This window comes from Pedobacter sp. A2324 (genome assembly GCF_059693705.1).
Genome location: NZ_JCASSK010000005.1, coordinates 191,076 through 204,242 on the forward strand (window position 1 = coordinate 191,076; position 13,167 = coordinate 204,242).

The window sequence follows — 13,167 nt, forward strand, 5'->3', positions numbered from 1 at the left end:
TAAGCCCCTGTCGATTAGTAACTGGTGTGTTGGTGAAGACCCTCAAAAAAAAACACCACTTCTCATCCGAAAAGTGGTGTGCTATTGTCCCCGTGTTAATGAAGACTGCTAAAATAATTTAAACCAGGTCATCTGTATATAGCCCTTTATCACCATGTCTTTTCAGTCTGGTTTCAGGCAGCAACTCATATTTTATCAGGGATCTGGATAATCCATCCGACTGCTTACTTTAACGGTAGTAAGGTGGCTTTGTTCAAGATCAAAGTTTTCGCTGGTGCACCCATGGCTTTAAGCATCCGGAAATGGGATTGCAGGGCTGACATAAAGGTTGGATTTTCATTGTAGGCTATATCAAAATCCTTTGCAGTCTGACGAACAATCTGCGCAATATGCCGGTAATGTATATGACAAATTTTAGGAAATAAATGGTGTTCGATCTGCATGTTGAGCCCCCCGAGGAAAAACGATGCCAGTGAGCTGTTGGTAGAGAAATTGGCTGTTGTACGCATCTGGTGTTCCGCCCATGCCTCTTCCATATTTCCATTCGCATCTGGTAGTGGAAATGCCGTAAGTTCCACCACATGTGCAAGCTGAAAGACAAGTCCCATCGTAATACCCTGACCAAGGTGAAGTAATATAAACCCGATTACGACCTGCCACCAGGCAACATTCATCAGCATCAGAGGGAGCGCAATCAGTAGAAAATAATATAGGGCCTTGAAGAAAAACAAATTAAAATATTCGATTCCGGGGTGGACGTTCTCGCGGGCTCCAATTCTTTTCTGAAAGAACTTTTTATAATCTTTTCTAAAAACCCATGATAGTGAGGCAAGACCATACAGCGGAAAAGCATACCATTGCTGAAAACGCTGGTGAGCGTGGAGCGGTTCTTCGTTACAAATCCGTATAAGGCCGGGGGCAATATCAATGTCTTCATCATGACCTGAGATATTGGTGTAGGTATGGTGTACGATATTGTGTGTGATATTCCATACATATGGATTAGCTCCAACCAGATGAAAGATCATACTTAAAGCAGTATTTACTTTTTTGCTGGAAGAAAAAGAACCATGGATGGCATCGTGGCAGATGTTGAAGCCAATGAATGCGCATACAATCCCTAAAAAAATGGCCAGTAAAGCCAAAGTCAGCAGGTTTAAGTTTCCAAAGATGATGATGAAATAGATTGCAAAGAAGAGAGACAGAAATAGTGTGGCCTTGAACCACATTTTCGGATTAGCATTGATGCTCATTCCTCGGTCGGAAAAATCCTGGTTTACGCGCTTTCGTAGTTCCGCATAGAAATTCCCCGCCTGTGGCGAAGGAAATTTTGTTTTTATTTTCATGTTCCCGTTTCTCCTTCTGTACAAGGGCGATACTCCGAGTTCATCAAGCTTTTACGCTGTTAATTATTGTGTTACAAATATATATACTTAACGTATAGGGTTTTGTTAAATTGTAAAAAATTAAATGAAAAACATTTAATGCCAGTCGAGTGACTTTTGCAGCTAATTCCCTGAAATGCAAACAGACGAGGTTTTCTCGTCTGTTTGCATCATTCGTATGATTAAATGTACTAGTTGAATTTCTGTTTGTAAACCTGTAACTGTTTTTTCAACAGTTCTCTAGCCTGGTGGATTCTGGTTTTCACAGTTCCAAGCGGAATACTTAATTCAGCTGCAATTTCCTCATATTTATAACCTTCGACATATCTGATGAAAGGTACTGAATACGCTGTAGGCAATTTGTCTAAAGCTTTTTTAATATCAGCCATTGCAAAAGCACCTTCTGCCTGGTTACGTGTAGAACTGCTCATTAACTGGCTGGAAGAAATTTCTTCCTCCTGTGAAACCACAGCCTGAACCTTTACGGTTTTGCGATAGTTATTGATGAAAGTGTTCTTCATGATTACAAATAACCAACCCTTAAAATTAGTGCCTTGTTCGAATTTATCGTAATAACGAATGGCCTTCATCATTGTATCCTGTACCAAATCGTCAGCATCATCTAGATTGTTTGTGAATTTGTATGCGTAGCTTTTCAAGGCTGATGCATGTGCGTAAACTTGTAGGTTGAACTGATCTGTAGTCATAGGTTTCTAAATTTAAATAGACACCATGGACAAAGCAATTTAAGTACCAAAGTTTACCAAACAGGGTAAGTAAGGTGTTTTTACGGGAATAAAACGCAAAATCAATAGTATATGTGTGCTAAATGCATCGGTTTGGGTTTTTTGATTACATGAAGAAGGGTTTTCTAATCCACTTTCCTATACATTGGCCTTGCACATGTAAATTAAAACACCTAAAACTGTTGCGCTTTCTTTGTGTTGTCAACAAAGATAAGTTGAAATGGACATTAATATACAGGAAAGACAAATCGGCCTGGTTTTTAAAACCGGGCACGCGGAGATCAGAGTTTGGGCTCCGTATGCGTTGCAGGTTTCGGTGATATTACCTGCTTCGGAAATCAAGATGCAGAAAGAGGATATGGGATATTGGTTTGTAAGGACCACCAGGATCAGCGTTGGTGATGATTACCGTTTTAGGATAGAGGCAGACCCGCAACAGAAAGATACCGCGTTACTGGAACGGCCAGACCCTGCATCACTTTTTCAGCCTGATGGCGTTAGTGCCGCATCGCGGGCTGTCGATTTGCAATACCCCTGGAGTGACCATCATTGGCGTTGTCCGGCTCTGGATCATTTTATCATTTATGAATTGCATACCGGAACCTTCACCAACATGGGTAATTTCGAGGGTATAGCAGACAAGCTTGATCACCTGATCTCACTTGGCATCACTGCGATTGAACTGATGCCTGTAGGCCAGTTTTCGGGGAGTCGAAACTGGGGCTACGACGGCGTGCACCCCTTCGCTGTTCAACATAGCTATGGCGGGCCAAAGGCTTTGCAAAAGCTGGTTGACCTGTGCCATTCCAAAGGAATTGCGGTAATATTAGATGTGGTATACAATCACTTTGGCCCTGAAGGCAACCACTTTGATGATTTTGGTCCCTATTTTACAGATAAGTACCAAACGCCATGGGGAAAAGCAATTAATTTTGATGATGCTGATAGCGATGCGGTGAGGGCATTTTTTATTGAAAACTGCCTGATGTGGTTTCGTGATTTTCACATCGACGCATTGCGTCTGGATGCTGTGCATGCCATCAAAGACTTCGGAGCTGTCCACCTTTTGTCGGAACTGAGACATTATACAGATCAGCTTTCCAATAGTTTAAATAAACCTTTTTTCCTGATTGCCGAGCTCGACCTTAATGATCCACGCTACATCAGCGATGCCGGGAGTTTTGGGTATGGCATGCATGCACAGTGGATCGATGAGTTTCATCATGCACTCCGGGTTTCAGCCGGAGGCGAAAAGGAAGGTTATTATTCGGATTTCAACGGCGTTGAGCATCTGGCCAAATCATTCCGGGATGCTTACGTGTATGACGGACAATATTCACCGCACCGGCAGAAAACCTTCGGACGGCCGGCATACGGGCATGCGGGGTCTCAGTTTACCGTATTCTCCCAGAACCATGATCAGGTAGGTAACCGAATGCTAGGCGAGCGAAGCAGCCAGTTATTTAGTTTTGAGATGATTAAACTGATGGCAGGTGCTGTATTTTGCAGCCCTTTTATTCCTTTGATATTTATGGGAGAGGAGTGGGCGGAAAGCAACCCTTTTCAGTTTTTTACAAGCCACAGTGATCCCGATCTGATCGAAGCAGTTAGAAAAGGCAGGAAGGCAGAGTTTGCTTCCTTTCATGCCGAAGGTGAGGCTCCTGATCCTCAGGATCTCAATACCTTCAATAGCTCAAAACCCGACTGGCGCAAAGTTGGCGAAGGGCATCATCAGATTATGCTCGGCTTTTATAAAGCCCTCATATCCATCAGGAAGAATAATGCCGTTTTAGCTAACCTCGACCGCAGGCACGTATCGGCAGAGGCATTTCCGGAACAAAACTGTGTGTTGTTAAGCAGATGGAATTATGCCGAAAGGGTAGTCTGCTTACTCAATTTTTCAAACTTAACACAGGAATTGCAAGTTCCGGACTGGGCCGTAAATTGGTATACCCTCCTTGATTCAGCAATGGATAAATGGGGTGGGCCAAATACAGCCGTCAGGAATATATCAGCAAATCATACTATACAAATCTCAGCAGAATCTATTATTATTTTAACCAGCAGCGATGTTTAAGCCTAAATCAACCTACCGTATCCAGTTTCATAAAGATTTTAATTTTGAGGCACTTAAAGAGATAATACCTTACCTGACAGACCTGGGCATTGATACGCTTTATGCTTCACCCATTTTTGAAGCGGTACCAGGAAGTACCCATGGTTACGATACGGTGAATCCTTTAAGGATCAATCCGGAAATCGGAACCGAAGCGGAGCTAATCGCCATATCAAAGCAACTGAAAGCTGCAGGCATTAGCTGGCTGCAGGATATCGTGCCTAACCACATGGCATTCCATCCGCAAAACAGCTGGCTGATGGACGTTTTAAAGAAGGGTGCAGATTCTGATTTCGCCGGATTTTTCGACATTGATCTTGAACAAGGGGACGGGAGACTCATGGTACCTTTTCTTGGTGAAGACCTTGATGCAGCGATTGAGAACGGGGCGGTGGTGATCAAAAGAAAGGATTCAGCCTATTATCTAAGCGCCGGAGACGCCGACTGGCCTTTAAATGAGGACACCGGGCGAAAGTTGGAACAACTGGATGATGAAGCAGGGCTCTCAGATAAAACACTCATTACCACTGTGGCCGGCGAACAGTTTTACCGGCTTTGCAACTGGCAGGAGACCAATAGCCACATCAACTACCGCCGTTTTTTCACTGTAAACAGTTTAATTTGCCTGAATATACAGAAACAACAGGCTTTTGATTTATACCATAGCTATATTCTGGAACTGGTTGAAAAGGGCGTTTTCCAGGGATTACGGATAGATCATGTAGATGGTTTATATGACCCGAAGCAATACTTTGAACGGTTGCGCAAAGCCGCCGGCGAGGAAGTTTATATTGTAGTGGAAAAGATTCTGGAACAGGGAGAGGAGATGCCTGCTGATTGGCCGGTCCAGGGGAATACGGGATATGATTTTCTGGCAGTGGCGAATAATCTGCTTACCAATAAAAAGGCTAAAAAGCCCTTCAACAAATTGTATGAGGAGGTTACCGGAAAAACGCCGGACCACGAAGCTTTGTTGTATGAAAAAAAACAGGCCATTTTAACAGAGCACATGGCAGGAGAACTGGAAAATCTGTGTGACCTCTTTGATCAGTATGGGCTGGGTGTTGAATACAGCACCACACGGAAAAGACTCAGGGAAGCCATTGGCCTTCTACTCCTGGAAATGCCTGTTTATCGGTACTATGAATATACATTTCCCCTAAACAAGCAGTATCATAAAAAAGTGGAAGCACTGATTTTATCTGCTGAAAAACGGAATAAGAAAAGTACGGACCCTGCTTTACTGCGGCAATTGTTTCTCGACATTCCACAAAGGGCAGACCTACATTATAATGAATGTTTGGGGCAATTTTTTCAGCGTTGCATGCAATTTACCGGTCCGCTGATGGCAAAAGGTGTTGAGGATACTTTAATGTTTACCTACAATCGCTTTATTGGCCATAATGAGGTGGGTGATGCGGCCGATGCTTTTGGTATAGGGGTCAACGCCTTCCATAAATGGATGGTGAAGCAGCAACAAATGTGGCCATACAGCATGAATGCAAGTTCTACCCATGATACCAAAAGAGGCGAAGACGTGAGGGCCAGGCTGAATGTGCTTACGGATATTCCCAAAGAATGGAAAAAACTTCTTGCTGAGCTGGGTGAATCGATAGCGGTTTTAAAAGGCAGATTTTCAGATTTGCAGGGCATGCACCGGAACGACCGGTATATGCTGATACAAACACTTATTGGCGTAATGCCATTTGCGAAAGATCATGATGAGCAACTCAGCGAAAGACTGGAGCAGTTTGTGCAGAAAGCACTCCGGGAAGCGAAGAAGAGATCAGACTGGGCGGCGCCTAATGAAGAATATGAGGCCGAGTTGTCGGGCTTTGCGACGGCTCTTACAGATAACAAAAACAAAAGTAGTAAACAGCTTCAGGATTTTATAGCGCGAATTGCCGATTTCGCTATTGTAAATAGTTTGGTACAGCTGATTTTAAAGTTTACCTGTCCGGGTATTCCGGATGTATACCAGGGTACTGAATTATGGGATTTAAGCATGGTAGATCCTGATAACCGGAGGGCAGTTGATTACCCTGAGCGGAGCAAACGCTTAGAATCATCTTCCACCCAAACCCTCCATGAGCTTTGGCAGAGCCGTTTAACAGGAACAATCAAACTGAAACTGGTGCAACAACTAATGGGTTTGCGAAAATCCGCGTCGGATATTCTGGAGGAAGGTGACTACATTCCACTTAAAGTAAAAGGGAGACATTCCAAACACATCCTTTCTTATGCCAGAAAATACCGTAATGAGTGGATTGTTGTGGCTTTACCAGTTGGCTTAGCCAGGGCATGTGACGGAGCTGATATCGATGCATGTGCAGGGCTATGGAAAGATACTGAAATCATATTGCCAAAGGGTGCACCTTTAGGTTGGTCAGATTTGCTTTCGAAAAGGGAAGGACACAAAGATGTGCTGAAAAAGGGTTTGGATGTAGCTGAACTTTTTGATCAGTTGCCTTTTGCAGTGATTAAGCTTGTGAGCAGACCGGCGGAGAGAAGTGCGGGAATACTGATGCATATCAGTTCGTTGCCATCCGCTTTTGCAATCGGTGATATCGGTCCTGAAGCCTATAGGTTTGTGGATTTTCTTCAGAAAGCAGGCCAAAAATACTGGCAAATCCTTCCTATTACGCCGGTTAGTAAAGGCAATGGCTATTCGCCATATTCCAGCAATTCTTCCAGCGCTGGCAATGTGTTGTTTATCAGTCCGGAGCTGCTTTTTGAAAAGGGCTTATTAGATCAAAGTGATTTAACCGCTTTTGAGAACCCCGCGAGAGATCAGGTTAGATTTGAAGTTGCGGGTGAGCAAAAAAGCTTATTGCTCGAAAAAGCTTATCAGTACTTTATGAGTGGTCAGTTTGATGATATTCGCCAGGATTTTAACAATTTTCTGAAGCATAATGAAAGTTGGCTAGGGGAGTATGCCTTATATACAGTACTCCAGCAGCAACTGCAATCTGAGGAATGGTACCATTGGCCTGAACCATATAAATGCAGGGACGAAAAGACGCTTAGGGATTTTGAGGAACAATATCAACAGGAGATTGAAGCGATAAAGTGGCAACAGTTCATTTTTTTTGAGCAGTGGGGCGAGTTGAAACAATATGCAAACTTACGGGGGATATCCTTTATCGGAGATCTGCCTTTCTATATCGATTACGCAGCGCATGAGGTTTGGGCAAATCCGTCACTGTTTATGCTGGATGAGGATTTGAAACCCACGGCGCTGGCTGGCGTTCCACCCGATTATTTTAATGAAGAGGGGCAGCTTTGGGGGATGCCCATATTTAACTGGGCCACAATGAAAGAAAATGGTTATCAGTGGTGGATGAAGCGGATCAAAAACAATCTGGAACATTTCGACCTGCTCCGACTGGATCATTTCAGGGCGTTCTCTGCATACTGGTCGATACCAGCCGGGGAGAATACAGCCATTTCAGGGAAATGGGTAGATGGTCCTGCTGATGATTTTTTCAATTCCATCGAACCGGAATTAATTAAGCGCCTTATTGCAGAAGATCTTGGTGAAGCGAGTGAAGGCGTTGAAGAGCTTCTAAGTAAATTCAGGCTGCCGGGAATGCGGGTGGTTCAGTTCGCCTTAGGTGCAGATGTATCTGCTTCCTCCCACATTCCTCACAATTATGAATCGCCCAATATCATTGCTTATTCTGGCACCCACGATAATAATACAATTAAGGGTTGGTTTAATACCGAAGCAGATGCTGCAACCAGAAAGCGCCTTGAGGTTTACACCGGACAGGCAGTACAAAAGAAAAATATCAATAAAATCCTGATCACGCTAATCTATTCTTCTATTGCAAGGACTGCAATACTGCCTATACAAGATATTTTAGGACTTGATGAGCGCAGCAGAATGAATACGCCCGGTACGCGAACCGGCAACTGGGGTTGGCGCCTTAAAAAAGGCTATTTAACTGAACTGCTTTCGAAAGAATGGAGCAGGCTTACAGAATTATACGGGAGACGATAGTGTATTGACTTATCGTTCATGTGTTCAGCTGTTTGTGGGACAATTGATGGTGAACACATGAACGATAAGGTTAATTAATTTTTACTTGTCATTAAGGGGATTTCAAACCAGAATTCGGAGCCAACATTAATTTCACTATCTACGCCGATTTTACCGTGATGGCGGTGGATGATTTGCGACGATATATAGAGACCTAAGCCCAGGCCTGAGAAATTGCTGGAAGATTCTTCGACTCTAAAGAAGCGGTCGAAAATAAATTCTGATTTATCTTCAGGAATACCAATACCCTGATCTTTGACTGATAATTTCAATGCTTTACCATCCGCTTTTGCCTTCACGAAAATTTCTTTTCCTTTAGGCGAATATTTAATGGCGTTGGACAGGAAATTAGAAATCACCTGCTCAATCCGGTTTTTGTCTGCATAAATGGTTACATTTTCAACCTCGCAGATTACACGCTGATCGCCGAGGTTGCCCTGAATCCCATCTATAGCTTCATTAACCACTTCCGATACCATGAATTCAGAAAAACTAAATGTCATTTTACCAGCTTGTATTTTGGTTACATCAAGCAGATCATCCACCAGTCTGGTGAGTTTACCCACCTGCCTGTCTGCTTTATCAATAAAGGCAAAAATATTGTCAAACTTTTTGTCCCTCGCCATTTTCATAGCAAACTGCATATATCCTTTAATGCTGGTAATCGGTGTTTTGAGTTCATGGCTGGCAATGCTCATGAATTCATCTTTTTTATTCATCTGATCCCTGGTGGTGCGCTGGGCAATGATGAGGTCAGTAACTTCAAAACCAAAAAATGATATGCCGTCGATTTTTCCATTGGAAGCATATACCGGATTGATGATGAGATCGAACCAGCTATCGGTTTGCTTACCGGTAACCTGATCCTTTTGCTGAAGCTGATAGGAATTGGCAACATAGGTTTGTCCGGTTTTCATTACCTGCTGTTCAATCTCCAGCAGCTGAGGTGTGCCGAACTGCGAGTTTTTAGCGAGTGTTTTACCTATATATTCTGATTGACCGTCGAAGGCGGCATAAGCCTCATTCACGAACTCGTAGGTTAGTGCTGCACCGCGGCGAATGCTGATCAGGGCAGGTGCTTTTTTGAATATGCTGTGAAACTCGTCCTGCTGTTTTTTAATCAGTTGCTGCAACTCATTTCGGCGCTTTTCATTATGCTTTTGCTTGGTAATGTCGATAACATAGGTTACAGCATCAAGCTTGTTTTCCTCATCAAGGACTGCAGAACCCACCATTACGTCGATCAGCTTGCCGTTTTTAGCTCTGTATTGCTTCTCGAAAGGAGGGCAGAAGCCCTCGGTTTTAAGCAGATCGGCCGATATTCTGCTGATGGGCATGAATTCTTCAGGGGTGAGGTCTATCCAGTTGATATTACCCTGCTCAAAATCTTCAATGCTATAGCCCAGCATATCGAGGAAGATATGATTGGCGTTATCGATTCTTCCGGTGTCGATATCGGAGAAAATCATTCCAATCACATTGGAATCAAATATTTTTCTGAATTTACGTTCAGTTAAATTGAGTTTAGTTTCGGTATCAGCCAGTGTTGAGATATCAAGGATTGAACCAACCATCCGGTAAGGGATTTGATTCGCATCAATGATGATGCTGCCCCGATCAAGAATGGTGGCATAACTGCCATTGGCTTTCTTTAAACGATATTGTGCAGACCAATGCTCATCACCATTATTGATCGCATTGTATACGCTTTCCTTTACCCGTTCACGGTCATCGGCATGGATAATATCAAAGTAGAAAGCAATATTCTGGTTGGTGATATCCTCAGGGTAACCAAACATGGTGTTGAAGTTGCTGCTTCGCCACATGGTATTATCCGCCAGATTCCAGTCCCAGATGGTATCGTTGGTAGCCTGGGAAACGAGGTTAAACCTGGTTTCACTTTCCGATAATTTTTGCGTTCGCTCGTTTACCTTGAGTTCAAGCTGTGAATTTAACTGTTTCAGGCTTTCGCGCGCCTGGAGAAGATCATTATAGTTTTTCCTGATTTTTTCGTCGGCCAGCTTCTGTTTCGAAATATCGGTTAAGGTAGCTACAAAGCCATCAGACATTTTCACGGCAACCACCTGTACCCAGCTTCGGTTATTCAATTGAAGTTCGAGCTGCAGGTTTGTGCCTTTCTCCACTACGCTGATATATTTTTGCATCAATGCACCATCACTAAGCTCCGCAAGGTTTTCAGAGAAGCCCGCATTTAGCAATTCATGCTGACTGCGTTTAAGAATTCTGGTGGCCTGATCGTTTAAGGAGATACAGGTAAAGTCGGTGATAAAGTGTTGTTTATTTCTGATGGCCTTAAATGCCAGGATACCATTCGGACTCGCATTGAACACCCCTGATATGATATTATTGAGTTCGGTTAGTTTGGAAATATCTACAAAAGTAATTACTACACCATCCGTTTTTTTATCCTTTCTGATATAAGGTAATATCCTGAGAAGACTACTTGCTCCGTTTTTAAGCAATATCTCCTTCTCCATTACTTTTCCTTTAGATAACACCTGCTGAATATCATCGGTCAGATTTTCAGCAATAATGTTGTGCGAGATCTGCTCGATAGAACGACCAATATCCGCTTCGATGAGGTTAACCATTTTAATGGCCGCCACATTGAACTTCCGGATGTACATATCTGCATCAACAAAGATCTGCCCAATATCGGTACTGCGGAAATAGTTATCGAGGTCATCATTCAGGTCTATCAGCTCCTTTATCTTAAGCTGGTGTTCGGTGTTGAGGGTGTGTAATTCTTCGTTCAGTGATTGCAGTTCCTCGTTGCTGGACTGAAGCTCTTCATTGGCCGAGAGGAGCTCTTCGTTGGTTGACTGGAGTTCCTCATTTGTGGTCTCCATCTCTTCAACGGCCAGCTGCAAGTGGCTCCTGGTTTCATTCAGCTCGGCTTCAAGTTCAAATATATATTCATTCTGGTTGCCATCCTGAAAGTCGAACATCCCTGCACTATCTTTTTCAGGAATATTTTCTGCAACACTTTCACCAAATACGATAAGTGTAAATCCACTACCGTGACTGGCATCTGGCGGTTGAACGGATACATTGAGGTAGGTTTCCTTATCCCCGCGTTCAAAACGCAGTCTGCGCAAGTGGATTTCCTCGTTTGCTTTCCAGGCTTTGCGTATGGCGGTGTTTAAAGTGATCGACAGTTCTTTGGAAACCATCTTCAGGATGTTCAGCTCTATCTTGCCATCGGGTAGCGAAAGGTATTTGCGGTAATCTCCTATAGCATCTTGTATGATGTATGACTTATCGATATAAATTCCGATAAAGCCCAGGCCCTTAGTGACGAAATCGTTGAAGTTGCGTTCAATCTGGCTAAGGGGAGTTTCATGGATTCCGTATTTCTTTTTTTCCTGATCGGTTACTGACCGGGAACCAGTGTTATAGGTATTGTATCCGGCATAATTGATTATACCTGTTTTTTGATACAGTTTCCACTTACCGGAGATTTCTGTTAATCCGTTTTTTAAAGATGCTGCAGTTTCACTGGACCCTAAAAAAAGGTAACCGCCATGGTTGAGTGAGAAGTGAAAGATGGACAGTATTTTTTCCTGCAGGATGCTGTTGACATAAATCAGCATATTCCGGCAGGTAACCACATCATTTTTAATGAATGGAGGAGATTTAGTTACGTCGTGTTTAGCAAAAACTACTTGTTTACGTAAGGTGGAGGTTACGCTGTAATATTTGCCATCCTGAACCACATATTTTTTAAACAGGCGGGCTGGAATTTCTTTTTTAATGTTGAGCGGGTACTGATTCCGACCGGCAATTTCGATGCTTTTGTCGTCTATATCTGTAGCAAAAATCTTGATATCGATTTTTTTCTTTGATTTTTCCACGCATTCGTTTGCAATCATGGCTACTGTATAAGCCTCCTGGCCGGTGCTACAGGCACAGACCCATATTTTTAGGGAGTCAACAGCTTTTTTTCTGCTGATGAGTTCGGTAAGTTGTTTCGAAAATGCTTCGAAGGCGCCACTGTCTCTGAAGAATTTGGTTACGCCAATTAAAAAATCTTGCCCCAATACACCAACTTCTGTATTGTTTTTGCGCAGTAGGGACACATATTCATCAAGTGTGCGCTTGCCGTTCTCGTTCATGCGCCTTCCAATTCTACGGATGATGGTTGGCGTTTTGTACAAATTAAAATCGTTCCCGCTCTGCTCATATACCAGTGAGAAAATTTCATCGAGCAATTTCTCGTCGATTTTTCCATTTTCGAGCACCTTAACAGGCTCTTCATTCACGTAGTTAAACAGCTCGCGACTAATATCTGCGGGGAGGAGTACGAAGTCGGCATTTCCGGATGCAATTGCACTATTGGGCATTCCATCGAACTTAGCCGATGTGGGCTCCTGAACAATCACCATGCCGCCACAGTCTTTTATGGCCTGTATTCCTTTGGTGCCGTCGGTTCCTGTTCCTGAAAGAATCACGGCAATGGCCTTTTCCTTTTTATCCTCGGCAAGGGTATAGAGGAAGTGATCAATTGCCGTATTGGGGGCTTTGACCAGGGATTTATCGGCTAGTTTTAAACGACCGTTACTCACGGTCATCAGTTTGTTATTGGGTATAATGTAAACGCAGTCCTGCTGTATGGCCATATCGTGTGCCGCCTCAAATACCTTCATGTGGGTATGTTTGGCCACCAGTTCAACCAGTAAACTTTTATAATCGGAGGAGAGGTGCTGTATAACAATAAAGGAAAAGCTGGCATTTGCCGGCATATTATCAAAAAATTCGTGAATGGCCTCCAGTCCACCGGCAGATGCCCCGATTGCCACGATGTACTTATCAAATCTTCTTGTGCTTTCTACAGCCATTTTAATGCTCACTCGTTTT

5 protein-coding genes are annotated in these 13,167 nt (G+C 43.3%); 2 read left to right on the forward strand and 3 right to left on the reverse strand.

Annotation, left to right across the window (positions count from 1 at the left end; translation table 11 throughout):
• Nucleotides 1-224 precede the first annotated feature (224 nt).
• Together AC570I_RS16000 and AC570I_RS16005 are read right to left on the reverse strand one after the other, a co-directional pair.
• Nucleotides 225-1,346 carry a fatty acid desaturase family protein gene (locus AC570I_RS16000; protein ID WP_497406257.1) on the reverse strand — a complete coding sequence of 374 codons (1,122 nt, stop codon included), beginning with the start codon at nt 1,344-1,346 and terminating at the stop codon, nt 225-227.
• A gap of 230 nt (nt 1,347-1,576) precedes the next feature.
• The gene (locus AC570I_RS16005; protein ID WP_047800626.1) at nt 1,577-2,092 is read right to left on the reverse strand and encodes an RNA polymerase sigma factor; all 516 of its coding nucleotides are present in this window, start codon (nt 2,090-2,092) and stop codon (nt 1,577-1,579) included.
• A 259-nt stretch (nt 2,093-2,351) separates the two neighbouring features.
• Between AC570I_RS16005 and treZ the strand changes: the two genes are divergently transcribed.
• Both treZ and treY read left to right on the forward strand, forming a co-directional pair.
• Nucleotides 2,352-4,208 carry a malto-oligosyltrehalose trehalohydrolase gene (treZ, locus tag AC570I_RS16010; RefSeq protein WP_497406258.1) on the forward strand — a complete coding sequence of 619 codons (1,857 nt, stop codon included), beginning with the start codon at nt 2,352-2,354 and terminating at the stop codon, nt 4,206-4,208.
• Complete coding sequence (gene treY, locus AC570I_RS16015; RefSeq protein WP_497406259.1) at nt 4,201-8,250, forward strand: malto-oligosyltrehalose synthase; 4,050 nt, start codon at nt 4,201-4,203, stop codon at nt 8,248-8,250. Before treZ ends, treY begins: the two co-directional genes overlap by 8 nt.
• A gap of 74 nt (nt 8,251-8,324) precedes the next feature.
• Here the strand turns inward: treY and AC570I_RS16020 are convergent, their stop codons facing one another.
• Nucleotides 8,325-13,160: a chemotaxis protein CheB gene (locus tag AC570I_RS16020; RefSeq protein WP_497406260.1), complete on the reverse strand. Its 4,836-nt coding sequence runs from the start codon at nt 13,158-13,160 to the stop codon at nt 8,325-8,327.
• Between the last annotated feature and the right edge of the window lie 7 nt (nt 13,161-13,167).